The organism is Sphingobacterium sp. InxBP1 (genome assembly GCF_026191775.1).
Taxonomy (GTDB): domain Bacteria; phylum Bacteroidota; class Bacteroidia; order Sphingobacteriales; family Sphingobacteriaceae; genus Sphingobacterium; species Sphingobacterium thalpophilum.
In genome coordinates this window covers 762,322-788,453 of sequence record NZ_JAINDX010000046.1, presented here as the reverse complement: position 1 = coordinate 788,453, position 26,132 = coordinate 762,322, and the positions used below count along the sequence as shown (strand labels likewise).

Sequence of the window (26,132 nt, the reverse complement as noted above, 5' to 3'; positions counted from 1 at the left end):
CTTATATTCCTCAGATGGATGACCCGAGTGAACCGCTCTCTGCGGATACCGGAAACGGTTTATGGGCATGTACGGTCCTGATATACTGCCGTACGGTCATAAAAATAAAAAGCCAGCATCCCAACAGCAGAATATCTGTTAGCCGTGTTCATCTTATAGCTGCTAGATAGATTAACAATAATAAGTGACGGCGCTTAACTCCGTTTATATGCTTCCGAAATGACAATTTTCATTAACCATATATAGGAAAGAGCGTTTGATTGTTTCCTATAAGGAGACCAATCACGGCCGCTGGATGATATGCACGATAAAAAAAGAGAGAAATTCATTATTTGAGTGCTGAGAAACAGCCGGTATCGTTGTAATACAATCGGCCAGGCGGATTAAAATATCTGAGTAGCACAGGCGCAAGAGGTAGACGCCTATAGTGGTATACTAATCTTCTTCCGTATAAAAGTCAATTAGGGAAGAAATGTAAGGATCATCCCAGCCTTCAGATATATTTTCGAAATCCTCATCTGGGATATTAGTCTGTCTGATTTCAAGAGATGTTCCTTTCTTATGTTCATGCAGCTTTAATGTTACGATAGAAGGTGTATCAGTTTCGCCAAAATACCACTCCTGAACGATTTTTGAAGGGGGTACCAGTTCAAGGAACCTGCCTGTGATTGCGCCATCCCAGAGCGAGAATTCGCCATTAACGGTTGGATCTATTGAAACGAGGTCTCCTGTCCACAGACGGGCCGTAATCTCGGTTGTCAATGCAAGATACAATTCTTCTGGCGTTGCTGGGATAATGGCGTACTTCTTGAAATCTTTCATAGTGCAAATTTACTCTTTATTGTAATTGTCTGCTTATTTTGACTTCATTTTTATTTATGTTAATTTTAGCACAAACTATTAGGACATCATGAGTAATTTTCTGCCAAATTCCTTAGTGAGGAAACTGGGCGCGAATCCCGGATTTGACACAGCAGCATTTATTAAAGTACATGAAGAGGCAATTCGGGCAACAGCAATTCGCTTAAATCCGGATAAACTGGATGAATGTCCGTTCCCATATACGGGTAAGGTCCCTTGGTGCGATACAGCCTTTTATCTTAAAGATCGTCCTATATTTACCCTTGACCCCCAGTTTCATGCGGGGGCATATTATCCCCAGGATGCCTCTTCCATGTTCGTCGATCATATTATTCGTACGCTGGGATTAGAGGCCATACCAATCATGGCATTGGACCTCTGTGCAGCTCCCGGAGGCAAATCGACCTTATTGAACAGTAGCCTGCATCCAGATAGCTTATTGGTTGCCAATGAAATCATCAAAACGCGGGTAAACATCTTGCAGGATAACCTGACGAAATGGGGCAATGCGAACACCGTTGTTACCAACAATGATCCTTCTGCTTTTGACCGTTTATCTGGATACTTTGACTTAATGCTTGTCGATGCTCCTTGTTCGGGTTCAGGTATGTTCCGGAAGGATGCCGATACGATAGATGAATGGTCCGAAGCGAATGTGAAGCTCTGCAGTGAAAGGCAACAGCGTATTTTGGCAGAAAGTATGGCAGCTCTTAAATCAGGAGGGTATCTATTTTACTCCACATGCTCGTATTCGCAGGAGGAGAATGAGGATATTGCGGATTGGCTGATAAGCTCCGGAGGCTTTGAGACCGTGGAGATAGGCATCGATGCCGCATGGGGAATTGAGCATACACGATCGGCGAAGAATGCCGCTCATGGCTATCGTTTTTATCCACATAAGTTGAACGGTGAGGGCTTTTTTATCACTGTCCTAAGGAAAGTTGACGAACAGCCTACATTTAATAGAAGAAAGATAAAAGCAGAGAAATCGGACATTCCCAGGGGTATTTTGAGCGATTGGGTGGCTAAGCTGGATGAGTTTCACTGTTTTGGCCATCATGACGATATTTATATATTTCCTAAACGTTATGAGCATGATCTCAAATACCTTCAAAATGTGCTATATCTGAAGAATGCAGGAACTAATATCGGAAAACTCAATCGAAAAGAGCTAATTCCCGGACATGCACTGGCCTTGAGTAATTCTTTGATACCCCACTTTCAGTGTGTGGAACTTTCTCTCCAAGATGCGCAAAACTACCTTCGAAAAGAAAATATTACCATAGATCTGATTCCGGAAGGGATCAATGGATGGACCTTGGCAAAATTTAAGGGGAAGGCTCTCGGCTGGATGAAAGTACTGCCCAACAGGGTGAACAATTATTATCCGAAGGAGCTGAGGATAGCATATTTATAGACAGAAAGAGGGTGTACTAGATACTTGCCCGTTGCTAGAACGGGGTTACCCATTGATCAGAGGATGTGTAAGGATGAGCTGACAGATGTCTTTTGCGACTTCTTCTTTTGATTTGAGAGAAAATTCCTTGATTTCACCATTACGGCTAATAACAGTTACCTTATTGGTATCTGTCGCAAAACCAGCACCTTTATCCCGCATGGAATTAAGAACGATTAAATCGAGGTTCTTTCGTGCCAGCTTATCTTTCGCATGGTCCAATTCGTCGTTGGTTTCAAGAGCAAATCCTACAATAATCTGACCGTCCTTTTTTCTTGCGCCCAAGGTCGCTAAAATATCCGTTGTTTTCTTTAGGGGAATAGAAAACTGATCTTCTTTTTTCTTGATTTTTTGGGTGGCTACTTCGATAGGCGTATAATCTGCTACAGCAGCACTCATGACGACAATGGAGGCTGCATCGAAATGATCTTCGCAAGCCTGAAGCATCTGTGCTGCCGAGGTAACGGAGATCAGATGAATGCCTTCTGGAATGCTGAGGCTGCTTGGCCCCGATATTAAGGTAACGTCTGCACCCAGCTGTTTCAATTGCCGGGCAATAGCATAACCCATCTTCCCGCTCGAGTGATTACCAATAAAGCGAACAGGATCTATTGCCTCATAAGTAGGTCCGGCAGTGACAAGAGCCTTTTTACCCAACAAAGGAAGACTATTTTCACTGTAATTTTCTAAAAATGCAAAGATTTCCTCGGGCTCGGCAAGACGTCCCTCACCTATTAAACCGCTGGCCAGTGGTCCGTTGCCAGGTGGAATAATAATATTTCCATACGAACGAAGCCGCTCTATATTGTGCTGTGTTGCGGGATGTTTCCACATATCCAAGTCCATTGCTGGAGCAAAAAAGACCGGGCACTTCGCCGATAGATATACAGCCATCAATAGGTTGTCACACAGGCCGTTTGCCATTTTCGCTAGCGTATTGGCTGTTGCTGGTGCAATAACAATATAGTCAGCCTGCAGGGCAATTTCAACATGATTGTTCCATTCGCCCGTGTCCGGCTGGTAATAATTTACTAAAACGGGGTTCTTGGAAAGTGTTGAAAGCGTAAGTGGAGTAATAAAAGCGGTGGCTTCCTCAGACATGATGACTCGAACCTGGGCGTCTGCTTTAACTAACAGTCGAATGAGGGTTGCAATTTTGTATGCGGCAATACTGCCGCATACAGCAATTACAATATTTTTCCCAGTTAAAGCCATCTTTTGAATTAGTCTTGCTCCTTCGAAGGATTTCTGTAATACACTTTGTCGTGCAAGAATTCGTCAATTGCAACCAAGGTTGGTTTTGGCATGCGTTCGTAATGTTTAGAGATCTCAATCTGCTCGCGGTTTTCGAATACCTCTTCCAAGTTATCGTTGTTGCTTGCAAATTCTGCAAGCTTTCCATTTAATTCCTCCTTAATATCTACCGCAATTTGATTTGCGCGTTTAGAAATCACTACAATAGACTCATAGATATTGTCAGTTCCTTTGTCCAATTGTCTTAAATCACGGGTGACTGTAGAATTTGGAATTGAATTGTTATTTTTTTGACTCATCTTTTTGGGTATTTTCTTTTTCTTTTTTCGCCTTTTGTTCTTTTATATACGCTTCTTGCTCGGCAAGTGCTTTATTATATTCTTTCATTTGGGAAGCTGCATGTTTGATGCCTTTTTCGGAATTTTCACGGATAGCCTCAGCTTCTTTTATATGTTTGCTGTCTGGATAGTTACTCGCGAAATTGCGATAATAGTCTAAAGCTTCATCATATCTGCTTTCCTGTTTTGACACAATACTCTTAGAAGCAAAGATATACTGCGCCTTTAAGGTTAGGAATTCAATCTCCTCTGCGTATTTGGTGTCAGGGTACTCCTTTAACACGTTTTGCAGTGCGATCACAGCAGCTCTATAGTCATCATTTAAGCCCATGTCATAATACAGCCTTGCATTCGCAAAAGCTTTGAGCTCAAGTTTATCCCGAAGTTTCTGTATAAGGTCCGCCGCTTCCTTGGACCGTTCTGATTCGGGATAGAGGTTAACGAAGAGCTGTAGCGCATCTATGGCTTTCTTTGTATTTGCCTGATCGAGCGTGGACCGCGGAGAATCGAGATAATAACAATAAGCATTCATGAAACGGCACTCCTCCGCCCGGGGGCTATTGGGATAGACGTCGGCAAAGTCCTTAAAGTGATAGGCTGCCGAGGTATAATCTTTTAAGCGGTAATTGGCAAATGCCAAATAGTAGTAAATATTTTCTGCTTCAGCCTGTCCTCGGAACTTGGCGCGCAGGTCATCAAACAAGACTAATGCCTTGGTATATTTCTTTTTTTCGTAAAGTTTTACGGCTTCTTCATATTTTTGAGCGATATTATTGCTTGCGCGCAATTTCTCAAATTTACTTTTGCAGCCCGTAAATACCAATAGAAACATCATGCCGGCACAGATAGCCGCTATACGCCTATTTAAAAACATTTTACAAAGATAAGTGAATTTGTTATACTAATCAATTAAATTTTACTGCGCAATATAGTTTAATAATTTTTTGATCCCAAAGGTCGCTTTTCATATTAACATTCTTTAACTCGGCAGGTAGAGGGGGAGGACACAATTTGTCATGGACTTGTTGTTTTTATCGGCGGTAGGGATTGGAAAAATAGACATTTTCAAATATTTGATTATCTTTACATGTAGAATTATTGAATTTAATAAAGAGTATGACCTTAAAAGAAAAAGTGGAGCAGGCGTTGGACACCTTGAGGCCTTATTTGGAAACTGATGGTGGCAATGTTAGTGTTGAAGAGATCACGGCAGATAATGTCGTGCGGTTGAAGCTGTTGGGGGCCTGTGCTTCGTGTTCAATGAGCATTATGACTTTTAAAGCCGGATTGGAACAAGCGATAAAAAAGGCTGTTCCTGAAGTGACTGCCGTTGAGGCAATCAATCTGACAGATCCGGATTCGCCGGATGCGACATTGCCTTCTGCCAATTAGTGTGTCTATTAACACAATTTAACGGCTAACTCGACCGTTTTTTGTGTAAATTTGTTCTATGAAGTTGCTGATCCCTATATTATTACTTTTGTCGATAGTCTTTACTTCTTCTGTTTCAAAGGCTCAGGAGAGAAAGATTATTCAATATTCCGGTATTGTGACTACAGTGGGGTCGGGGCTTCCTGTTGGCTATGCAACAGTTACCAACCTGTCTTTCCGGAATGAAGCAATAGCCGCCAACAATGAAGGGTACTTTTCTTTTGTCGCTCATGTTGGTGATACGATACGATTTACGTCTGTTGGCTTTGAACCGCTGACGGTAGTCGTCCCAGAGGTTACCGGCGACAAATATACCGCCAATATCATTATGAAAAACCTAGTTACCGAATTACCTATGGTGACTCCTTATCCCTGGGCGAGTATTGAGGAATTTAACATTGCATTCATGAATCTAGATGTCTCGGAAGACAATATTGTTCGCGCAAGAAGATCGCTTTCATATGAGTCTTTGGCAGCGATGGCCGCTGTCGTCCCCCGGGACGGGAACGAAATGCGTTCTATTAATAATGCGCAAAGTTTCAACTCGATGAACAATAAAGTCATTAACCAACGGTATGCTAATCCCTTATTGAATCCTTTTGCCTGGGGAAGCTTGATCCAGCAGATCACCAAGGGAAGCCAGAGCCGCTCCAAAAGTTCAAGATTTTAGTCTACGGTCTTGAGTTTGTCCAGTTCTCTGACGCTGAGTTTGGCAGAGAAATAAGATACCAGCCCCGAAATGCTGCTCACTGTTAGAAAGACTAAAATGTAATCTGTCCAGCGACTGACCATAGGATAGCTATCCAATATTGCATTTGCACCGTCTTCGACTCGGATGATGCCGTATGCTGATTGAATGTAATTGAACAATGCACCTATAATCAGACCTAAAACACATCCGATAACAGCAATCATCAGTCCTTCATAAAAGAAAATGCGCTGGATGAGCTGATTATCTCCGCCCAAGCTTTTCAAAATCGTCATATCCTTCTGTTTATCGAGTACGAGCATAGTCAATGAGCCGACGATATTGAAGATGGCAATTACACTTATCAATGTCAGGATGAAGAAGACGACCCACCTTTCGACACGCACATTTTTGTAGAGCGTCGGATTTTGCTCCTCCCGGTTTTTCACAAGGTAGTCCGCACCGAGTTTTTCCTGTAGCTGTTTTTCGAATTTGTCGATATCGGTTCCTTGTTTGAGATAAAATTCAATGGCGGACACTCTATCGTATTCGCCAAGTACTTCTTTGGCAAAATCGATAGGGGTGATGATCAGATTGTCGAAGTCCTGCTGATATCTCAGGACTCCCGCCGGAGCGATTGATCGGATATTAAATTCTTCTGCGGGATTTGATGAGTTTTTTACACCTTTCCGGGGAGAGTATACCTGAATAAGGTCCGGTGTATTTTGCATGGATATGCCAAGATTGGCCTGAACACTCGCGCCCAGAATCGCTGTAGCTATTGAGTCATGCGTGAGGGCATAAGACCCATCGACAATAATACTGTCTCCAGTGGCCTTGTCCAGGGATGAGGGCTCGATCCCTTTTATCGTCGAGATATATTGCCGGTTAGCATATTGGAGCAGCACCTTTTCCTGTAAGACTTCGGTATAATGAATAACATTGGAATCCTTTCTTAGCGTCTGGAAAACAGCATTTTTTGTTGAAAATAGCTTGCCTTTTTGGGGCTCTATTTTCAGTTCCGGCGCAAACTTACTGTACATCGATAAAATGAGGTCTTCCATCCCGTTAAATGATGACAGCAATATAATTAAAGCCGCACTACTTACCATGACACCGATAACGCTGATAGAGGATATAATGTTAATCGCGTTGACCGACTTTTTGGATAAAAGGTACCGTTTGGCAAATAGAAAGGGCAGGTTCATAGTACTATCCTCGGATAAATGGATTGGAGTTTTTCTCGAAACCGATCGTTGTTGAGGGGCCATGGCCCGGATAAACTATCGTATCGTCGGGTAGCGAGTAAATCCGTCGTTTGATACTCTCCAGCAGTTGCTGATGGTTGCCTCCCGGTAAATCCGTACGTCCGATGCTGTTGCGGAAGAGAACATCTCCTCCGATCAAAAATTTCTGGGCATGGGAGTAGAAACATAGATGTGCAGGAGAATGGCCGGGGGCGAGAATAACTTCTAGTTCATCATTATCCAGCAGAATATGATCTCCATCGTTCAAAAATTGTTCGCCGATGGGAGAAACGTCGTAGTGAAAACCCATTTGAGGAGCATAATTTTGAACAGCAACTAAGATCGGGATCTCTGCCTCATGGAATTGTGGAAGGAGACCGTACTTCTCATGAATGTAGTGATTGCCCAGTACGTGGTCGATGTGGCAATGCGTGTTTAATAGCAATTTAGGACTAAGGTCCTGATCTTCGATAAACTCCACAAGATCACGCTGCTCTTTTTCGCCATACATGCCAGGATCGATAATGACAGCGTTCCCGAATTCATTATATACTAGATAGGTATTTTCTTGATAAGGATTGAATGTGAATGTTCTGATCGTTAGCATAGGACAAAATTACTGTTTTTATTGGTAAGCGAAACTAGCTATTCCAGATTTCCCAATTTTTCTCTGCCTGAAGCAGCAACATTTCGTAGCCGTTTTTGGTGCGGGCGCCCTGCTCTCTTCCTTTCCTTAAAAAAGCCGTTTCTTCGGGATTATAAATCAGGTCGTAACACAAATGGTTCTCATTGATATATTCATAGGGCAATTTGGGACATGCTGTGATATTGGGGTATGTGCCTACGGGTGAGCAATTTATAATCACTGTATGCTCAGACAAAATGGAAGCATCCAATTCCTCATACGTATAATGATCCGCCTGTTTTGTCCGGCTGACCAGTTTGTATGCAATGTTCAATTGATTGAGCGCATATATGACAGCTTTTGCAGCGCCACCATTACCTAATACAAGCGCTTTCTGATCTTTTGGCGTAAGCAAGGGTTTGAGGGAGGTTTCGAAACCATAGGCATCTGTATTGTAGCCTTTCAGATAAACCGAGCCATCATCGGAGTGCAGGATACGCACACAATTTACAGCTTGTATGGATTTGGCTTCTTCGGATAATTCATCCAGGTAACCCATTACCTCGATTTTATAAGGAATTGTAACGTTTACACCGTAAAAGTCTTTATCAGAATAAATGGGGACAAAATCCGAAATATGTTCAATCGGATAGAGGTCATAATCGACGTCGTTGATGTCTTCTTGCTGAAACTTCTCTAAATAATATTTCTTGGAAAAGGAATGTCCTAAAGGAAATCCAATTAGACCTAGTTTTTTCATGGAATAATGTCGTACTTCTCGTAGATAATAGCTTCTTATGGTATGACGAATATCTTCAGACCATTTTTCAACGGTCTGAAGATGTTATTCTATCGTTTTTTTAATTGTTCGGTTTAGTATATTTTTTTACAATCTCTGTGATGATCTGGTTGCCTTGTAATTGTGGCAGGTAGTCAAAGAGAATAAAATGTTTGTCAGGATCTGTTGCCAGCCCGAGTTCCAGAAAATTTAGGGCTTCGTTATACTGTCCATTAGCAAACAGGTAAGCGACTATTCGATAATACAGTTCGGCCGCTTGTGGATTCTGTGTGATCGCTTCCGACATTACATCGATAGACTCATCGATTTTATTTTGTTCAAACAAGATCGACGAATAGTCCAGCCAGGCGTCGATATCGGATGGATTTAAGGTCACAACTTTCTTGTAGGCTTCTTCCGCCTGGTCGATTTGCTGCAGTTTATACCGTGCATCCGCTATGGCAAACCAATAATCGGGGTTGGTATCCTCCAATTCCAGGGCCTTTTTGTAAAAATGGAGCGATTCAAAATAACGTTCTTCAAAATCCAGCGTCACACCGATGCCAAACCATGCGTCTGCAAGTTCAGCATCAAGCTTGACGGCCTTTTTATAATAATTGCGGGCTTCTTCCATTTGCTCTAGTTTCTCGTAACATTCACCTATGGCGCAATAGGTGTCGGCACTTGGCTGCTCATACTCGAAAGTCTGTTTGTAGACTTCCAGAGCTTCCTGGTAGCGGTCTAGGTTAACTAAAGCATTCCCTTTGTTAAAGTAGGCCGAAGAAAAGTCTTCTTTGATCAGAATGGCATAATCATAGGCATCTAGTGCCTCTGCAAATTTACCAATCTTATGATAGGAGTTTCCCAAATTGTACCAGGCATAGTAAGAATAGGGATCCGAATCAATATATTTTTTATAAAAGGAAATGCTCTCTTCCTGTCTATCAAGTACGTCGTAGCAATATGCGAGTTCGTAAAGCGCTTCCTGATAGTCCATGTTGAGTTCTAGCGCTTTTTTCAGATAGACTATGGCCTTGTCATAATTCATCTGAGCCTGATAGATCATGGCGATATGAAAGTAGACCTCATCTTTATTATCGAGCAGCGGCAATGCTTTAAACAAATGTTCCAAAGCTGTATCAAATTGTCCGATGCCACCGAGTATCCCACCTCTGATGAGAAAAATATCGCCTTCTGATGGCTCCAGTAACTCCGCTTTATCCAATGCCGCCAGTGCATTCTGATACTGCTGAATGGTGGAAAACAGCTGTGCCTGTTTTAATAAAAACGTGATATCAAACGGGTGCTGGTTAATAGCAAATTCTGCTACTTGCAGTGCTTTTACGGGGTCATTCTTTTCAGCGTAATAGTCAATTATGCCTTCAAAAGCTTTGGAATCAAAAAAATACTGATCCTCGTTTCGAAGCATTTCCTCATATCGGTCCACCGAGATTTTTCTCTCCTCGGGGTTTTCAAATTCAAAATCCTCTTCCATTCTCAAAAGTTTAAATCAGTATTCTGTTCTTTAAATCAAAATACTAATTTCTTACTGAATTCGTTTGAATAACTTTTCCACAAATTCAATGTCATCCACAAAGTTACGCATAAATCTGCGCAAATAAAAAAGCCGGCTCTAGAGCCGGCTTTTCTTATAATGGTATATGTTATATACAATTATTTTTTGATCTCAACACGACGGTTTTGGATACGACCTTCTTCAGTAGCGTTAGAAGCAACTGGGTTTTTCTCACCGTAACCGTTAGCAGTGATGCTTGATGAAGGAACACCAGCATTTACTAAGTATTGTTTTACAGAGTTTGCACGGTCTTTAGACAATGTCAAGTTGTACGCTTCAGTACCTTCTGCAGATGCATAACCATCTAAAGTTACAGAAGAGTTGTTGTCACGTAGTTCTTTAGCTAATTTGTCTAAAGTAGAGTAAGAAGACGTTTTCAACACTGAGCTATCGAATTCGAATTGAATTGGAGCATAGTAACCGTTAGCAGTCACGTTTTCAACTACTGGCTCTGGGAATTTGATTGGACAACCTGAACCGTCTACTGGAGTACCAGCTGGAGTACCAGGGCATTTATCAAATTTGTCAGATACACCGTCACCGTCTGCGTCAGCGCTCAATGTGTTAACAGTACCTTCCAAAGTGCTTACACGTTGTTTCAATGCTTCAACTTCGTTTCTCAATGAAGGATCTTTCAACTCATCGTATAGTGTAGCAACTGGGTTAGCAAAAGTCAAGTTTTGTTTGTCTTTTGAACCTAAAGTGAACTCTAGACCACCGTACACGTTAGAGAAACGTTGTTTTGTAGTTCCGTTTCTGCCTGGTCCGTACAATAATGCTTCATCAGTGAAGTTCATGGTGTAACCTAGGTTTAATGCAACAACTTCAGATAATTTGAATTTTGCACCTACACCTACAGGAACGATCATACCTAAACGGTAGTCTTTGTCACGTGGATTTGAAGGAGAACGGTCTCCAAACACATCTTCACCCCATTTTTGGTCGTAAACAGGAGTTCCAGTGAAGTCATTGCTTCCGTATTGAACAGGGTTATAAGCGAAAGTACCAATACCCACTTTAGCGTAGAAGTTAACCGCATTTTCTCTTCTTAGGAAGTCAATAGTTCCCAATTGGAATACACCGTTTAAGCTAGCAGCCCAGTTTACTTTAGTTTCAGCTGATCTAGCACCATATTTGTTTTCAACTGCAGGACCAGACTCGTCGTGGTTATACGTTTTGATTTTACCACGGTTTCCTTCCAATTCTAATCCGAAAAGGTGAGAGAATTGTTTACGTACTGTAATACCATAGTACTCACCAACTTTGTTTTGGAAGTAACCTACTTTTTGACCAAAGTTGTTGTTACCACCAATTACAGTATTTGGAGTAGTGATACCACCTTGAACTCCGATAGACCAAGTTCTGTATTGTGATCTACCACCGAATACTTGCTGAGCTTGTGCTGTACCAGCGAAACCTAAAGCGGCAACTAATGTAGCAGCAACAGCTGTTTTTTTAATTGTAGAATAGTTCATACTCTTGTTTTTAAGGTTATTATTAATTTTAATTGTTTTCAAATTTAATTTTTGTGTTTAACAATTGGAACAGTACAATTGCCGTGCCAAAGTCTTAAAATTATGTTAAATTTTTAATTTCCTGATATTTCGTACTAAATTAAGGATTTAATGTGAAACAACAAAACAAAAATCCGGTACGAAAGTACCAAATTTTTGTTTTGTTACAATAGCTTTAAGAAAAAAATTAAGAAATTCTTTCTAAAGTAAATAATGAACGATGACTAAAGATAGCGCTCCAAGTAGCGCAGACACGGGGATTGTTAATACCCAGGCCCACAATAAACTGATGGTTACCCCCCAGCGGACGGCCGATACGCGTTTGACTACGCCCACTCCGATAATCGATCCCGTAATGGTATGTGTAGTCGAGGCGGGGATCCCGAAATGTTCAGTGATACCCAATGTGACCGCTCCTGCAGACTCTGCACAGACACCTTCCAAAGGTGTTACCTTCGTGATTTTGGTTCCCATTGTTTTGACGATTTTCCATCCTCCGCTCATGGTACCTGCAGCGATCGCCGCATAACAAGTCAGTGGTATCCATTCAGGCATATGTTCGGTATTGGAGACATATCCACCGGCAACCATGGCGACAAGAATGATACCCATGACCTTCTGTGCGTCATTTCCCCCATGGGCGAAGCTTAATCCAGCGGAAGAAATCAGCTGTAGGACTTTAAACCACCGCTCCGCTACACTGGGTTTGGAATTTTTTGCCAGGTTGATGACAATAAGGGTGATAATAATCGAAATGGTCATACCAATGATTGGCGCCAGAACAATAAATGCAATGATTTTCAATGTCGCATCGATATTGATGGCGTGTATAGGATCTGCACCAAGGATAAAGGCGTAAGCCATTCCGGATCCTGCAAATCCTCCGATTAATGTGTGTGAAGAACTGGAGGGAACGCCGTAGTACCAGGTAAATAGGTTCCAGCCAATGGCAGCAAGAAGTCCTGCGAAAATAACCTCCAAGGTAATATATTCTTCTATAACCGTTTTGGCGATGGTGTTGGCGACCTTGTGGTCGGTAAAGTAAAAGTAAGCCGCAAAGTTGAATATGGCAGCCCATAATACCGCCATTGCTGGCGTTAAGACTTTTGTTGATACAATTGTCGCAATTGAATTGGCTGCATCGTGGAATCCATTGATGTAGTCAAATGCAATGGCAAGGACAATCACAACAACGAGTAATGTTGACATCATAATCTCGTAGAATTTTTATGCACTTAAATCGAATGATTATGCGTTTTTAACTAGGATGCTTTCCAAAACGTTAGCAACATCCTCACATTTATCTGTTGCATCTTCCATGGCCGACAGCACTTCTTTGTGCTTGATCAATGAGATGGCATCCTTTTCAAATTCAAAAAGGTCCGCTACAGCTTTATCAAAAATATAGTCTGCTTTGTTTTCTACACTGTTGATGCGTACACAGGAATCCGTGATATTACGGATGTTCTTTAAGTCTCTAAGTTCGTGGATTGCCTTTGATACATGTTCGGTAGCCTCTACAAGCAGATTGGCTATTTCAATCATCGGCTCGGTTGCTTTTTCCACCTTGTATAGATCCATCCGGTTGGCTGCTCCATGGATAAAATCGGCAACATCGTCCAACGAGCTCGCCAGTGAGTGTATGTCCTCACGATCGAAAGGTGTAATAAAATTTTTCCCGAGCTCCAGGTGAATCTGGTGAGTGATGTTGTCACCGCGATGCTCCAGATCCTCCATTTTGCGGGTCAATTCTTTTTTCTTCTCCGGATTGCTTGAGTTTACAATATCTATTAACAACTGGGACATTTCGATCAGGTTGTTACCGGCTTGTTCAAACAAAGGGAAGAATTTTTTGTCCTTTGGAACGAAGTATTGAAAAATGCTATTTAAAGACATATCTTAAATTTATTTTTGCAAAAATACTACCTTAATGTTAAGTTAATGTTAACATTGATTTTGTTTAAACACATGAGTGTCATCAATTGTTTAGTCGCCGGCCTGAACTTTTTGCAAAGTGAATCCAAACGTTGTGCCGATACCCTCTGTGCTGCGCACGTTGACATTCTGCTGATGGGCTTCGACGATATGTTTTACAATGGCCAATCCGAGTCCTGAGCCGCCGATATCCCTGGATCGGCTTTTGTCTGTCCGGAAGAAACGCTCAAACACACGGCTGAGATTCTTTTCTTCGATGCCATAACCGTCATCGGTGATTTCGATCAGCACCTGTTCAAACAGCGGAAAGATCTTGATCTTTGTGGTTCCCCCTTCTTTCCCGTATTTAATGGAATTATCAATCAGGTTATAGAGGACCTGATGGATCTTATTCCGGTCTGCCTTCACCCAATGTGGGGTGCCCGATTTGGGCTTAAACTCGATTTTGATCTGATGTTGTTTGGCCTTATCTTCTAAAGAGTAGGACGTGTCTTTGATGAGCTCCACAATGTCGAATTTCTCAATGTTCAGTACCATTTTGCCGGATTCCAGTTTGGAAATTTCATCGAGATCCTGGATCAGGTAATTTAATCTATCGAGGTTTCGGGCGGCTTTATCCAAAAAATTTTTTGCCATTTCCAGGTCCTCTTCCATCAGTCCATCCTGCAAGGTCTCTATATAACCCTGTGTGGCAAAAAGCGGTGTTTTAAATTCATGGGATATATTGGAGAGAAATTCCCGGCGGAATTTTTCCTGGGACTTCAGTTGCTCAATTTCATTTTTTTTATCTTTTGCCCATGCTTTTACTTCATTTTCTGCATCCGTAATCGGGTCTTCACTGACGTGTTCGCCAATCGCGTCTTTCAGGTCTTTGCCCAGTTTAAGATTATGGATCAGCTTATACATGGTATTGAGCCTGCGATAGATATATTTCTCAAAGAGGTAATTGAATAAGAGAAAGGAGATGACCAGCGCGACAAAGAAAATAATCAATGCCGTTTGTAGATCATGCTTGTAGTAAAAGCTGATGGTCGATATTGCAATGCCCACTCCTGCGGAATTGGCCAATAATAATTGTCTAAAATTCATTTGTTGAATAAAAAAGGCCCCTAATTGGAGCCTAAGTTACTTATAATGATATTAATAAATTGTTAAAATTTTCCGATAATAGTTTTACCCCCGACCACTTTATCGCCGATATTGACATCGATTTTGGTTCCCAATGGCAAGAACAGGTCTACGCGTGAGCCGAATTTAATAAAACCGAACTCACTGCCCTGAACCACTTCATCCTTTTCTTTTACATACCAAACAATCCGGCGGGCCAAGGCTCCTGCGATCTGGCGAAAAAGTACTTCTCTGCCCGCTTTGTCTTTGACAACAACAGTTGTTCGCTCATTGTCTGTCGACGACTTGGGATGCCAGGCAACTAAGAATTTACCCGGATGGTACTTGAAAAAGGTAACCAGTCCACTAATTGGATTTCTGTTGACATGAACATTCACGGGGGACATAAAAATGGATACTTGAATCCGTTTATCGTGAAAATACTCGGCCTCCTCGGTTTCTTCTATGACGACCACCTTCCCATCTGCGGGGCACAAGATGATGTCATCCTGTGGAACTACGACTTTTCTGGGACTTCTGAAAAATTGGACCACAGTAATGAATAGAAATGCGGACAGCGCATAAATAAACCATTTTACATAGTCCGAGGCGTCGTAATAATCTGCAACAGCATTGATAATGAAAATAAAAAGTACAGCTATTGCTAATGTGGTATATCCTTCTTTATGAAATTTCATATCTATTTATTTCTGCAAAGATAATTATTTACTCGGATTGTCTATTTGTCTTTCCATTTTAATTGAGTTGGCATAGACCTTTCCGTCGTTACCTACACTCAGGCTCCCTGTTACTCTAATGGTATCTTCCTGGGGCTGATCTTGTTGGTACGTCGGGAAATAAAAGTCAATACTTTTAGCAATGCGGTTTAGTATATTGAGATAATCTTCATTACTCGAATCTGTGGTTAGCTTTAGGCTTCTGATGTTTGCCAGACCTGTTTTTTTGACTTCCACTTCATAGGAGAAATTTAACTGCCGTGTGAGTTCCATGCCGCTCTTGTTGAACCCATCCGTGAAACGTTTGGCAACAAAAGCATAGAAGTTGGAATAATCATCAAAACTGCAGGACTTGCTCTGCAGCAGTTCGGCACGGATAAAATAATCATAAGGTAGTAGGCTCAATGACTGAAAGTCCTCCGTGCGAAGCTCATCATTGTCGTCATAGGTGGTCACAATCTCGCCATTGACAAAACGTTGTGTCATCGCGTAGACCGGCTGCTGTCCAACATTGTAAAAATACGTATTCCAGTTGCCCTGTGGCTTGCCGTTTTTTACTTTGCCCTTGCGCAGATAAAAATCAAACCCGAATTCGGTGAAGCCTTCAAAAGGTATGGCAAATTCATAGTTGCCTTCACCGTTGATGACCTCCTGTTTTCCACGGTTGTCCCAATAATCTTTGATGAAATAACCGTAGTCGCCGTAGCTAATGGTCAGCAGCGGTTTGCCATCCGGATAGTAATATTTCCAGTCTCCTGTGGGGAAGTTGGCTTTAAAATTGACCTCCCATTTTAAGACGCCATTGGGGTGAAAAGCCTGAAAAAGGCCTTCCTTTTTGCCGTCTGTATAATTGCCCACCAGCATCCGGCTGCCATCCGGCGCAAAATCCCGGAATTCGCCTTCGAAAACCTGTTTGGTAAAATCAAATTTGCTGACGCGTTCAATCGTTTTAAATTCACAATCTTTGGCCGCAAGATAATAGTATTTATCAAAATAAAAACGGATTAAGCCCTGATCTAGCTTTTCGTAAAAGACAGGTTTGTCCTGCTGGGCCTGCACTCCCGTCAGGCAAAAAGGACACATCACGAGTAATATAAAGATGATTTTCTTGATCATAGTTAAAATTCTAATGGGCTTCAAGCCAGTTTTTCCCTTCTCCGATTTCCACAACTAATGGCACTTGCGTCTGGATGGCATTCGCCATTTTGTCGAGAATAATCGCCTTAAACGCGTCCACTTCCTGTTTAGGAACGTCAAATACAAGCTCATCATGTACCTGCATGATCATTTTGCCTGCCAATCCCTGTTGTTCAATTTCTTTCTGAATGGCAATCATGGCGATTTTAATTAAATCTGCAGCGGAGCCCTGAATAGGTGCGTTGATGGCATTTCGCTCCGCGAACCCCCGGACAGTCATATTAGCCGAGTTGATGTCTCTCAAATAACGCCTGCGCTTTAAAATAGTTTCCACATAACCATTCTCCTTCGCGAATTCGACTGCATCGCTCATGTATTTCTTTATGCCAGTATACTGATTGAAATATTCGTTGATGATGTCGGAGGCTTCTTTGCGTGAAATGCCGAGATTTTGGGAGAGCCCAAAAGCGGACTGGCCGTAGATGATCCCAAAGTTGACTGCTTTGGCATTGCGCCGCTGTTCGGAGGTCACCTCATCGAAAGGCGTGTTATAGACTTTGGCGGCTGTGGCGCGGTGGATATCGTGCCCCTGGCTAAACGCCTCCATCATATTCTGGTCTTGACTCAGCTCGGCAATCAGGCGGAGTTCAATCTGTGAATAATCGGCCGATAGGATAACATTATTCTCCGAACGTGGAATAAAAGCTTTTCTCACTTCTCGTCCTCTCTCGGTACGGATCGGAATGTTCTGTAGGTTTGGATTTGTGGAGCTTAACCGTCCTGTCGCTGCCACAGCCTGATTGTACGATGTATGAATAAGGCCTGTTTCGGCATTGATCAATTCAGGCAGTGCATCAACATAAGTGGATTTCAATTTTTGTAGTTGTCTAAAGTTCAGAATATCTTGAACGATATCCGACTTGTGGGCTAAGGCCAGCAGCACATCTTCGCCGGTTTTGTACTGCCCTGTTTTTGTTTTCTTGGCCTTAGGGTCCAGCTGGAGCTTGTCAAATAATACTTCGCCCAATTGCTTTGGCGACGCAATGTTGAAGTTGGTCCCTGCTTTTTCGAAGATAGACGCTTCGAGGCTTTTGATATCCTGGTCCAGCGTCCTGGAGAATTCTCCGAGCGCAGGAACATCGATTTTCACGCCATTACGTTCTATTTCAGCCAGTACATACACCAAGGGGAATTCAACCTCCTGTGCGAGCTTCAATGTATTGGTTTCTATCAGAAGCGGCTCAAATACATTCTTGAGCTGCAGCGTGATATCAGCATCTTCTGCTGCATATTCCTTGATCTTCTCTATATCGACGTCACGCATATTACCTTGTTTTTTCCCTTTTTCACCAATGAGTTCAGTAATGGAAACGGGACTATAATTCAGGTAATTTTCTGCCAGTACATCCATACCGTGCCTTGTATCTGGATCGATGAGGTAATGCGCCAGCATGGTGTCGAAAAGTGCACCTTGGACTTTTACGCCATATCGGGCCAATAGCAGGATATCGTATTTGATATTCTGTCCCACCTTTGCGATGGCAGGATTTTCAAGTACGGGCCTGAATAGGTCAACGACAGTCTGGGCCTGTGATCGGTCGTTGGGGGTGGGGACATAATATGCTTTGCCCGGTGCAAAAGAAAAGGATAGGCCCACAACATCAGCGACATTGGCATCGAGTCCGGTAGTTTCGGTGTCGAAGCAAAAACTGTCCAGTGCAGCCAGTTCACGTGCAAGCTCTTCCTGTCTCTCCCGACTATCGGCCAAGATGTAGTCATGCGCCGTATTATGGATATTATTTACCGCGGTATGTTCAATGGCAACCTCGGCAACTACCTCAGTTGTGACTGTAACCGTTGTGGTCTGCGTCGCGAAGAGATCCATCTGTCCGCTTGTGGGTATATTTCGTTCGAGGATGGAAAAGTCTTCACCGAAGACTCTTCTTCCGAGGGTTCTGAACTCGAGTTCTGCAAAAAGAGGCTCGAGCAATTCTCTGTTGGGTTCCTCCAGTTCGAGTGCTTTTTCATCCAGTTCAATAGGAACATCCAATAAGATGGTTGCTAATTTTTTTGAGATTAGCCCCTGTGCGGCAAAGTTTTCGACATTCTCGCGCAGTTTGCCTTTTAGCTTGTCTGCATTGGCTATGATTCCTTCTACTGACCCAAATTCCTGTACGAGTTTTTTTGCGGTCTTCTCTCCGATGCCGGGTATTCCGGGGATGTTGTCGACGGCATCACCCCAGAGACCTAAAATGTCGATCACCTGACAGACATCCGATACTTCCCATTTTTCCAGGATTTCTTTGACACCCTGAACTTCGGCACCATTGCCCATGCGTGCGGGTTTGTAGATGAAAATATGATCCGAAACGAGCTGTCCGAAGTCTTTGTCCGGCGTCATGCAATAGACTTGAAAATCTTTTTGTTCAGCTTTCTTGGCCAATGTACCGATGATGTCATCCGCTTCGTAACCATCCATGGTAATGATGGGAATATTAAATCCTTCAATCAGGCGATGGATATAGGGGATGGAAGCCGAAAGGTCTTCGGGCATTTTCTCGCGATGTGCTTTGTAGGCATCAAATTCAATGTGTCGGGCGGTGGGGGCATCGGTATCAAACACGACGGCTATATGCGATGGTTGCTGATTTTTCAATACCTCCAATAGGGTATTGGTAAATCCCATAATTGCCCCTGTGTTCAAACCTGTTGAAGTAATACGAGGAGTTTTGCTCAGTGCAAAATATGCTCTATATATAAGAGCCATGCCGTCTAGAAGGAATAATTTTTTCACGCAGTCGAATTTTAGTCTCCTTACAAAGGTAAGAAATTCATCAAACCGTAAGTTTAATAAATTTTTCCGATTTTTGTGGAATGACACATGTAATGCAACAGGATCTATGAGAGGATTGGTAACGAAATCCACAGGCAGCTGGTATCAAGTTTTGGGGGAGGACGGCAGGAAATACGATTGCCGTATCAAAGGTAAATTTCGGACCAAAGGAATTAAAACAACAAACCCTGTTGCAGTAGGTGATTGGGTTCATTTTGATGTGGAGCCTGATCAGGAAAGTGCCGTCATCCGCGAGCTCGAGGCTCGTCGGAATTATATTATCCGCAAATCCGTCAATCTCTCCAAGCAGACCCAGATCATCGGGGCCAACCTGGATCAGGCCTTTTTGGTCGTCACTCTGGCCTCTCCACCAACATCGCTGGGCTTTATTGACCGGTTTTTGGTGACGACAGAAGCCTATGGCATACCGGCGGTGCTTATTTTTAATAAGCTTGATCTTTTTAGCGAAGAAGGCCTGGAAATACTGGCGGAATATAAGTCGATTTACGAACGCATAGGTTACCCCTGTTATGAAGTGTCTGCATTGACAGGAAAGAATATCGACTTGGTGAAGGAACTGCTCCGGGATAAGATCACTTTGGTGTCTGGGCATTCCGGAGTTGGCAAATCGACCCTGATTAATGCCATCGTGCCGGAGTATGAATTGAAAACAGGTGAAATATCGGACTGGTCGGACAAAGGCAAACACACCACAACATTTGCCGAGATGTTTGACCTGCCCTTTGCTGGCAAGCTAATTGACACACCCGGTATTCGTGAGCTAGGGATTGTGGATATAGAGAAACAGGAACTTTCGCATTTTTTTCCCGAGATGCGGGCATTGATGAATCAATGCCGTTTTAACGACTGCAGGCACATCAATGAGCCTGGTTGTGTTATCATGGAAGCGGTGGAATCCGGCGAGATCGAAGCTTCCCGCTATGAGAGTTACCTCAGCATGTATCACAATGAAGACAACCGGTCATAGTAGCCCAGACCAACGGCTTCTACATTTGGATGCCGCCAGCCTGGACAAGATAGTTCGGTGACTTATTATTTCAATCCTGCTGTCAGGTTCAAATAATCCTGTAGATACGTACATTCTCTGGAAGCGATCCCAAAAAACGGTGTATCTCTATACTGCATAGTCAGTTCCTTAAAGTACTTATTTTGCATTGAAAATCGATAGAAAGGGTTTTTTAGCGGCGAATCATAATATTGCCAGCGTGTGTCGTCGGTATATACGAAGTCCTTCTGTTCGCATTTTGCCAGCATAAAGGTGCATTTGGCCCTGAAATCCTTGTCGCTACTGAGCGAGCGCGCTTTTTCATACCATTGTTTGGCTGATCTGGTCTGTACATAATTCCGTTTCCAGTAGACTGTCGGTGCGGCGTGGTTGTCGGTCGATGACCAGTCGTAAGAAACCATTGACCATGCATTGCCATAGGTACTCGTCTGATAGATGGCGGTGGCCATCTGAAAGTAGTAGTCCGCTTTCTTCTGATTGTTTTTCTCCGTTTTTATCGCACTTTCCAGCCGCGCCATGCGTTCGGCATATTTCAGTTTGGTCGTAAATTCTTTTCCGTATTTTTTTGGATAATCATTGATGGTTACAATAAATGGATTGGGTTTGATGTCGTCCTCCTCCGCATACCAATTCTTTATTTCTTTTATTTTATGATGCTTGGGCAATGTCTGCAGTGTTTTCGCGGCCTTTTGGAAATCCAGCTCGCGCAAATAGGCTGTGCCCAGCAATTCGGTCAGGTAGTCCCTGTTGAAGTGCTTAATATCTTCCAGCAAGAATCTGGACAATGGTTGCTGCTGTGCGTTGTCCGACAACAGAGACCTGATTTTTAAGAGCGTTTTTGGAGTAAGGCTATTTTCCCAAAAATGCATCGTCGACCATTGCATGTTGTCTTCAAGTGTATCTTTTACCAGTCCGTAGTTGTAAAAAACATCGGCTTTGACTGCCGCCAGGCTTGCCATTGCCGTGTCCTGTGCATGGAGATAATGTTTGACAACCAGGTTTTGCAGGATATTTCTGCAGATCAGGCTATAGTTGCTGTATACAAATGCGTTATAGCTCCAATCGTTGTTCTTCGCGCTGTTATTGCCGTCTGATTGTGCTTTTTTCTCCAGCCAGGACAGTGTCTTGACGAGCTTTGCCTGATCGATCTGTTTGTTAATCTGCCAGTCGGTTAGCTGGGTAAGCAATGCGGTGATCTGATACTGATCGTTTAGTTTGCCATTGAGCTCGTTTTCTTTGACCTGACCAAGATATTTCTTAGCGAGATCATTTTCTTTGTTTATCCAGCTCAGGTATGCTGCTGTGATCAGCCCCAGTTGTGGCTGTACATATTTTTTGTCCCGATAGAGGGTCAGCGCGAAGTTGCGTACAGCTTCGAGGTGTTGCTTCACCTTGCTTTTCGCATCGTTTTTGCTGTAGTAATGATAGCTGTCTCCGTCACCGATATAAAAAGCCTCATTCAGATCGCCCTCAATTTTATTGACTTCTCTGGCCAGGAGTACCGCATTGACGGTATTGGCCGGGTCAAGAGCATAACAGGAGCTTAGATAGTTTATGTTATGCTCGCCACTGCCAAATCCGAGAATAGCATTGATGTTAAACCGGTCGGCATCGTTTGTCGCATATTGAAAAATCTCGGCATCGGAGGCCGTGATATAATGGAAGTTGCTATAAGCGAGTACGCGGCGTTCAGGGCTTTGGGTAAATAGCTTTGAAAACAGATAGGCGGCTTTTGCACCGTCACCATTTTTGCGTACAGCGCCGGCATAGTTCGAAAGTGCCCAGTTTAAAATCGCGTCCTCACGCTTGATCGGCTGTAAATATTTTTCGTAAACTGCGATGCTTTTGCCGTACTCCCGGCCAAATAGGTAAAGGCGGGCCGCCTGGTAAGCATAACGCACAAAGAGGAAGCTGTTTTTTTTATACTTGTTAATCTGCTCCTCGGCAAGCGAGGCGTATTGGACGATCGCGTTGAAATTCCTCGGATCAGGGTCCCAATAGTCGTGCTGAATATTTGTGATGGGTTCCTGCAATTTGGTAAAGACAAAGTAAGCTCTTTCGGGTTCATGTTTGCCGTCGATCAGGGTTTGAAGGAAGCTGTTTCCCCTGACCGAATCTGGAAGACTGTTCCACAACGATTTGCCCCGGTTGCTCACCAAGTCGGCTGTCTCGGCGTCGGTATGGTACATAAACTGTTCGACATCGCTGGCTTTTACGCCTGCCCCAAGATGCTTTGCCCAGGCTTCGCTATTCACGAGGCTCTCCTGAACAGGTTCGTCTTCCGTGTATAGAAATTTATAGGGAATATACTGAAAGGCTGAAAATCCGTTCTCCTCAAGATTGGGGAGATAATACGTCGTTTGATTGTCATAGGGATCTATTTCAGGTCCACAGGCAATATTTGTTGCCATCTCTCCGAAAAAGAAGGCAAAGGTCGTGCTAGAAAGCACGAGTAATTTCTTGTAATTCGGCATTGCCATGATTTGCTAATGTAGCTTGATCTAAATGATAGTAAATAATCTGATGTTTTTTTCCTTTGAGTTGTCCCTTCAAAAATTTTGCCGTTTGTAAAAGGTCTTCTTTACTTACTTTTTCAAACCGGATGACATCGCCTTTTCTTAAGTTCGCTTTTGGAAGGTCTACGTTTAAAATGTACAGATTGGTATTTGGGTTGCGCGTAAATAACGTAGTATCCTGAATATCCTGCTCGCTGATATATTTAGAAATACCGATGTAATTGTTGTTTCTGAACGCGACAAACCATTGGAACAGGGGTAGAGCAATATCGATGTCCATTGGATACTGCGCCAAGCTGCCGCTCAAATACCGCTGCAGATCCTGTAGGTTAAGTATCGAGTTCTGGCTCCCAAATTGCCGTAGGTTGCCCATGTTGTAACACATCAGCGTAACTTTTTTTACCGGAGGTATGCCACTTGTCGCCGTATTTTTTACTTGATGCAGACGTAGCGTTGAGCTCAGTGATACACCATCTAGCTCGGGCAATGCCTGTAGGTATTTCAGCAGATAGAAGAATTTGTCCCGCGAGGTCCTGGTCCAGTCACAGTCCAGCTGTAGCTCCCTAAATTCCGTCTTGCCTGCCTGCTTGACCTTGGCTTCGACAAAAGGTACAATTTTATTTGCCAATGCCCGGATTTGCAGGCTATCCATTTCGGCAAAGATGCGCTGGTTGATAAATACAACAGGAATCAACGTCTGCTCTTTGGGCACTGCCTGGGTAAAGGTCACGGGGCTTATCGGCACAGCTTGTGTACCTGTGGGATCAAAATCGATATCCATGATCCGAAGATACATGGATTTGGCCTCAATTTCCTGCAGTGCGCGTTGTTCAATCGTGTCAAGCTGAAATACGGTTTTCCAGAAATAAAAAGCAGTTTCTGGCTTGGAGTTCGAACAAGAATGGAATAAAAGTAGCCATAAGGTTACAAAAAGTAAAAATAGTTGTGTTTTGCGCAGCATACTTGCCTTATTTAACCGTATCTGAAACAAAATAGGTGTTAATTTTGTTTGTCTTTCAATAAAATAAAGACTAAATTACAAAGAGATTGTGACTTTATGAAGCCTATTTTCAAGTGGATCATTGGTATTGTTGTGTTTATACTCGTTTCGTTGACGGGTGCCATATGGTATTTTAGCAATAAGTGGAAGCCTCTTTTGGATACCAAAATAAGGCAGCTGGTGGTGCAGGCCACGGATAGTCTATACACCATCCACTATGATGATATTCACGTTAATCTGGCTCTCGGCAATCTCACCATTGAGAATTTTCGTCTGATTCCCGATACCGGCGTGTACCGAAAGTTGGAGGGGCTGAAAAAGGCTCCGGACAACCGGTTTGAAATAGCGATAAACAAATTGAAGATCAAGAGTTTCGGTATCCGAAAAGTATTGATGGATAAGGAGCTTTTTTTGCATGATATTACTGTTGACACCCCTACGGTACATGTCATTAACGAATTCCACAGCTACAACGATACGATAAGCCGCGGTCCCGAGAAGCCTCTTTATGAAAAAATAAAGGAAAATTTAAAGAAGATTCAGGTCGAGGCCATCCAGCTAAATGATGTTGATTTTAAGTATACGCAGGTTCAGAAAGGTGTACATCAGGACTTTGAAATTAAGAAAGTGAAGGTGAGGATTGACGATGTGCTGATTGACTCTACCTCTGCACAGGACAAGCAGCGTTTTTACCATACAAAGATGGTTGATATTGAGGTGCCGGGATTCACCTATAAGACCCCGGACGGCTTCTATAAGATAGATTTTGACCAACTGAAGATCAACAGCAAGGAACGTAATGTCCTCTTGACCAAAGTTGCTTACCAGCCCACGCTGAACAAAGCTGCTTACTATAAGAAGAAAGGCAAGGGCGGCAGCTATATCGTGTTCAAAATGGATACTTTGCAGCTGATGGATTTTAATTTCGGTCAGTTGTCGAGGGATAAGAAAGTATATGCGCAAAAAGCAGTCTTAAAAAACGGTCAGCTGTCTGTTTACAGTGACAAGCATTATAAAAGTCCGGCAACACGGCAGATTGGAAATGCACCCCATATGAAGTTGATGAAGATGTCGACAAGGCTCGGGATTGACACCTTGGTCCTGGATAATATCGGCATCAGTTATTCGGAAATGAGTGATCAATATAGTCAGATTGGAACGATTACCTTCGATCATACTTACGGCACGATACTCAATGTCACCAACGACTCGACGAAGTTGCAGAAACAGAAACTGATGCGGGCCAATCTAAGTACCAACTTTATGAATTCGGGCAAGCTGCTGACTAATTTTGTTTTTGATATGACCTCCAAGGTGGGCGCATATACCTACAAGGGGAGCCTGGGACAGATGGACCTGAGGCTGGTGAACAAAATGATCCGGCCGCTGTTGAATGTTGAGGTCAAGTCAGGAAACCTAAGACAGATTGTATTCGATATATGGGCGAATGACTATCGGAGTAAAGGGACGTTCAAAATGGATTATAATGATCTCAAAGTCAATATTCTGTCAGAAACCGGAGACGATGGTCGGCGGGAGAAGAAAGGTTTCCTTTCTTTTATGGTGAATCAGGTACTGTTTAATCCCGGTAATCCGGATCTATATGGTAAATATACAGTCGGCCATATTAATAAACATCGCGATCCTACGCATCCTTTTTTTAAGGCCTTGTGGCAGAGTCTGCTCATGGGAATCAAGCAGTGTGTCGGTCTTGGCCCTGAGCGGGAAGCAAAATTAATGAATACGGCAGACCGGGTGGAGAAGGTGGTCAATGGCGTCGAGAAGGCGAAAAAGCTCATATCAGGAATTTTTAAGAAACATAAAACGGCCGAAGAGCTGTTGAAAGAAGAGAAAGAAGAAGAGGCCAAAGAGGCCGCGAAAATGGAGGAAAAAAGAAAGCGGGACCGCGAAAAAGCAGAAAAGGAACTGGAAAAAGAGTCTCCCGGCAATTAAGGTGCTGTCGCCAACAGGGGCGATTAAGGCTTCGGAATTCGTTTCACGTGAAATTAGCCGCTGTACAGTTCTGGAAGAGGAATTGCGCACCGAAGCTGCAGATAGATTTGTATATCAAA

At 43.0% G+C, this 26,132-nt stretch carries 22 protein-coding genes; 5 read left to right on the top strand and 17 right to left on the bottom strand.

Features of this window, described 5'->3' with window-relative positions; translation table 11 throughout:
- Positions 1 to 435: 435 nt before the first annotated feature.
- On the bottom strand, positions 436 to 822 hold the full coding sequence (locus K7A41_RS15655; protein WP_265714412.1) for an SRPBCC domain-containing protein: 387 nt from the start codon (positions 820 to 822) through the stop codon (positions 436 to 438).
- A gap of 88 nt (positions 823 to 910) precedes the next feature.
- Between K7A41_RS15655 and K7A41_RS15650 the strand changes: the two genes are divergently transcribed.
- The gene (locus K7A41_RS15650) at positions 911 to 2,278 is read left to right on the top strand and encodes a methyltransferase RsmF C-terminal domain-like protein (RefSeq protein ID WP_265714411.1); all 1,368 of its coding nucleotides are present in this window, start codon (positions 911 to 913) and stop codon (positions 2,276 to 2,278) included.
- Positions 2,279 to 2,323: 45 nt separating this feature from the next.
- Here K7A41_RS15650 and coaBC read toward each other — a convergent pair whose 3' ends face one another.
- The 3 genes from coaBC to K7A41_RS15635 are packed head-to-tail and all read right to left on the bottom strand — an operon-like array spanning position 2,324 to position 4,783.
- Positions 2,324 to 3,532 (bottom strand): bifunctional phosphopantothenoylcysteine decarboxylase/phosphopantothenate--cysteine ligase CoaBC, encoded by a 1,209-nt coding sequence (gene coaBC / locus K7A41_RS15645; protein ID WP_265714410.1) that lies wholly within the window; start codon positions 3,530 to 3,532, stop codon positions 2,324 to 2,326.
- 8 nt (positions 3,533 to 3,540) lie between these two features.
- Entirely contained in the window at positions 3,541 to 3,870 is a 330-nt protein-coding gene (locus K7A41_RS15640) for a DNA-directed RNA polymerase subunit omega (protein WP_028070932.1), read from the bottom strand.
- A complete protein-coding gene (locus tag K7A41_RS15635; protein ID WP_265714409.1) occupies positions 3,854 to 4,783 on the bottom strand; it encodes an outer membrane protein assembly factor BamD in 930 nt (309 codons plus the stop codon). Before K7A41_RS15635 ends, K7A41_RS15640 begins: the two co-directional genes overlap by 17 nt.
- 242 nt (positions 4,784 to 5,025) lie before the next feature.
- Between K7A41_RS15635 and K7A41_RS15630 the strand changes: the two genes are divergently transcribed.
- Both K7A41_RS15630 and K7A41_RS15625 read left to right on the top strand, forming a co-directional pair.
- Complete coding sequence (locus K7A41_RS15630; RefSeq protein ID WP_028070934.1) at positions 5,026 to 5,301, top strand: NifU family protein; 276 nt, start codon at positions 5,026 to 5,028, stop codon at positions 5,299 to 5,301.
- A 58-nt stretch (positions 5,302 to 5,359) separates the two neighbouring features.
- Positions 5,360 to 6,010, top strand: a complete 651-nt coding sequence (locus tag K7A41_RS15625; RefSeq protein WP_265714408.1) for a hypothetical protein — start codon at positions 5,360 to 5,362, stop codon at positions 6,008 to 6,010.
- Here K7A41_RS15625 and K7A41_RS15620 read toward each other — a convergent pair.
- The 11 genes from K7A41_RS15620 to polA form a co-directional block, all read right to left on the bottom strand.
- Entirely contained in the window at positions 6,007 to 7,236 is a 1,230-nt protein-coding gene (locus tag K7A41_RS15620) for an FtsX-like permease family protein (protein WP_265714407.1), read from the bottom strand. The genes K7A41_RS15625 and K7A41_RS15620 overlap by 4 nt on opposite strands.
- A 4-nt stretch (positions 7,237 to 7,240) precedes the next feature.
- A complete protein-coding gene (locus tag K7A41_RS15615) occupies positions 7,241 to 7,882 on the bottom strand; it encodes an MBL fold metallo-hydrolase (protein WP_265714406.1) in 642 nt (213 codons plus the stop codon).
- A gap of 34 nt (positions 7,883 to 7,916) precedes the next feature.
- The gene (locus tag K7A41_RS15610; RefSeq protein ID WP_265714405.1) at positions 7,917 to 8,660 is read right to left on the bottom strand and encodes a shikimate dehydrogenase family protein; all 744 of its coding nucleotides are present in this window, start codon (positions 8,658 to 8,660) and stop codon (positions 7,917 to 7,919) included.
- A 100-nt stretch (positions 8,661 to 8,760) separates the two neighbouring features.
- Positions 8,761 to 10,173 (bottom strand): tetratricopeptide repeat protein, encoded by a 1,413-nt coding sequence (locus tag K7A41_RS15605; protein ID WP_265714404.1) that lies wholly within the window; start codon positions 10,171 to 10,173, stop codon positions 8,761 to 8,763.
- Between the two features lie 179 nt (positions 10,174 to 10,352).
- Positions 10,353 to 11,729: an OmpA family protein gene (locus K7A41_RS15600; protein ID WP_265714420.1), complete on the bottom strand. Its 1,377-nt coding sequence runs from the start codon at positions 11,727 to 11,729 to the stop codon at positions 10,353 to 10,355.
- A 240-nt stretch (positions 11,730 to 11,969) separates the two neighbouring features.
- Positions 11,970 to 12,980 carry an inorganic phosphate transporter gene (locus K7A41_RS15595; protein WP_265714403.1) on the bottom strand — a complete coding sequence of 337 codons (1,011 nt, stop codon included), beginning with the start codon at positions 12,978 to 12,980 and terminating at the stop codon, positions 11,970 to 11,972.
- A gap of 36 nt (positions 12,981 to 13,016) precedes the next feature.
- Positions 13,017 to 13,664, bottom strand: a complete 648-nt coding sequence (locus K7A41_RS15590; RefSeq protein ID WP_265714402.1) for a DUF47 domain-containing protein — start codon at positions 13,662 to 13,664, stop codon at positions 13,017 to 13,019.
- A gap of 90 nt (positions 13,665 to 13,754) precedes the next feature.
- Positions 13,755 to 14,792 carry a sensor histidine kinase gene (locus K7A41_RS15585; RefSeq protein ID WP_028070943.1) on the bottom strand — a complete coding sequence of 346 codons (1,038 nt, stop codon included), beginning with the start codon at positions 14,790 to 14,792 and terminating at the stop codon, positions 13,755 to 13,757.
- 62 nt (positions 14,793 to 14,854) lie between these two features.
- A complete protein-coding gene (locus K7A41_RS15580) occupies positions 14,855 to 15,508 on the bottom strand; it encodes a phosphatidylserine decarboxylase family protein (RefSeq protein ID WP_265714401.1) in 654 nt (217 codons plus the stop codon).
- Between the two features lie 24 nt (positions 15,509 to 15,532).
- Positions 15,533 to 16,663: a toxin-antitoxin system YwqK family antitoxin gene (locus K7A41_RS15575; RefSeq protein WP_265714400.1), complete on the bottom strand. Its 1,131-nt coding sequence runs from the start codon at positions 16,661 to 16,663 to the stop codon at positions 15,533 to 15,535.
- A gap of 10 nt (positions 16,664 to 16,673) precedes the next feature.
- Positions 16,674 to 19,478 (bottom strand): DNA polymerase I, encoded by a 2,805-nt coding sequence (gene polA / locus K7A41_RS15570; RefSeq protein WP_265714399.1) that lies wholly within the window; start codon positions 19,476 to 19,478, stop codon positions 16,674 to 16,676.
- A gap of 106 nt (positions 19,479 to 19,584) precedes the next feature.
- Here polA and rsgA point away from each other — a divergent pair, with 106 nt between their 5' ends.
- Positions 19,585 to 20,505, top strand: coding sequence for a ribosome small subunit-dependent GTPase A (gene rsgA / locus K7A41_RS15565; protein WP_028070947.1), 921 nt, complete (start codon positions 19,585 to 19,587; stop codon positions 20,503 to 20,505).
- Between the two features lie 65 nt (positions 20,506 to 20,570).
- Here rsgA and K7A41_RS15560 read toward each other — a convergent pair whose 3' ends face one another.
- Positions 20,571 to 23,024 (bottom strand): hypothetical protein, encoded by a 2,454-nt coding sequence (locus K7A41_RS15560; protein WP_265714398.1) that lies wholly within the window; start codon positions 23,022 to 23,024, stop codon positions 20,571 to 20,573.
- On the bottom strand, positions 22,984 to 24,021 hold the full coding sequence (locus tag K7A41_RS15555) for a hypothetical protein (RefSeq protein ID WP_265714397.1): 1,038 nt from the start codon (positions 24,019 to 24,021) through the stop codon (positions 22,984 to 22,986). The genes K7A41_RS15560 and K7A41_RS15555 overlap by 41 nt, the downstream gene beginning before the upstream one ends.
- 96 nt (positions 24,022 to 24,117) lie before the next feature.
- Here K7A41_RS15555 and K7A41_RS15550 point away from each other — a divergent pair, with 96 nt between their 5' ends.
- Positions 24,118 to 26,013 (top strand): hypothetical protein, encoded by a 1,896-nt coding sequence (locus K7A41_RS15550; RefSeq protein WP_265714396.1) that lies wholly within the window; start codon positions 24,118 to 24,120, stop codon positions 26,011 to 26,013.
- Positions 26,014 to 26,132: the final 119 nt, after the last annotated feature.

Excerpts from the sequence above, each read along its gene's own strand:
- K7A41_RS15640 (WP_028070932.1), bottom strand. The coding sequence starts at position 3,870 with ATGAGTCAAAAAAATAACAATTCAATTCCAAATTCTACAGTCACCCGT.
- K7A41_RS15655 (WP_265714412.1), bottom strand. The coding sequence starts at position 822 with ATGAAAGATTTCAAGAAGTACGCCATTATCCCAGCAACGCCAGAAGAA.
- K7A41_RS15610 (WP_265714405.1), bottom strand. The coding sequence starts at position 8,660 with ATGAAAAAACTAGGTCTAATTGGATTTCCTTTAGGACATTCCTTTTCC.
- K7A41_RS15600 (WP_265714420.1), bottom strand. The coding sequence starts at position 11,729 with ATGAACTATTCTACAATTAAAAAAACAGCTGTTGCTGCTACATTAGTT.
- K7A41_RS15605 (WP_265714404.1), bottom strand. The coding sequence starts at position 10,173 with ATGGAAGAGGATTTTGAATTTGAAAACCCCGAGGAGAGAAAAATCTCG.
- K7A41_RS15585 (WP_028070943.1), bottom strand. The coding sequence starts at position 14,792 with ATGAATTTTAGACAATTATTATTGGCCAATTCCGCAGGAGTGGGCATT.
- K7A41_RS15580 (WP_265714401.1), bottom strand. The coding sequence starts at position 15,508 with ATGAAATTTCATAAAGAAGGATATACCACATTAGCAATAGCTGTACTT.
- K7A41_RS15625 (WP_265714408.1), top strand. The coding sequence starts at position 5,360 with ATGAAGTTGCTGATCCCTATATTATTACTTTTGTCGATAGTCTTTACT.
- coaBC (WP_265714410.1), bottom strand. The coding sequence starts at position 3,532 with ATGGCTTTAACTGGGAAAAATATTGTAATTGCTGTATGCGGCAGTATT.
- K7A41_RS15575 (WP_265714400.1), bottom strand. The coding sequence starts at position 16,663 with ATGATCAAGAAAATCATCTTTATATTACTCGTGATGTGTCCTTTTTGC.
- K7A41_RS15635 (WP_265714409.1), bottom strand. The coding sequence starts at position 4,783 with ATGTTTTTAAATAGGCGTATAGCGGCTATCTGTGCCGGCATGATGTTT.
- K7A41_RS15590 (WP_265714402.1), bottom strand. The coding sequence starts at position 13,664 with ATGTCTTTAAATAGCATTTTTCAATACTTCGTTCCAAAGGACAAAAAA.
- rsgA (WP_028070947.1), top strand. The coding sequence starts at position 19,585 with ATGAGAGGATTGGTAACGAAATCCACAGGCAGCTGGTATCAAGTTTTG.
- K7A41_RS15550 (WP_265714396.1), top strand. The coding sequence starts at position 24,118 with ATGAAGCCTATTTTCAAGTGGATCATTGGTATTGTTGTGTTTATACTC.
- K7A41_RS15555 (WP_265714397.1), bottom strand. The coding sequence starts at position 24,021 with ATGCTGCGCAAAACACAACTATTTTTACTTTTTGTAACCTTATGGCTA.
- K7A41_RS15620 (WP_265714407.1), bottom strand. The coding sequence starts at position 7,236 with ATGAACCTGCCCTTTCTATTTGCCAAACGGTACCTTTTATCCAAAAAG.
- K7A41_RS15630 (WP_028070934.1), top strand. The coding sequence starts at position 5,026 with ATGACCTTAAAAGAAAAAGTGGAGCAGGCGTTGGACACCTTGAGGCCT.
- K7A41_RS15595 (WP_265714403.1), bottom strand. The coding sequence starts at position 12,980 with ATGATGTCAACATTACTCGTTGTTGTGATTGTCCTTGCCATTGCATTT.
- K7A41_RS15650 (WP_265714411.1), top strand. The coding sequence starts at position 911 with ATGAGTAATTTTCTGCCAAATTCCTTAGTGAGGAAACTGGGCGCGAAT.
- K7A41_RS15615 (WP_265714406.1), bottom strand. The coding sequence starts at position 7,882 with ATGCTAACGATCAGAACATTCACATTCAATCCTTATCAAGAAAATACC.
- K7A41_RS15560 (WP_265714398.1), bottom strand. The coding sequence starts at position 23,024 with ATGGCAATGCCGAATTACAAGAAATTACTCGTGCTTTCTAGCACGACC.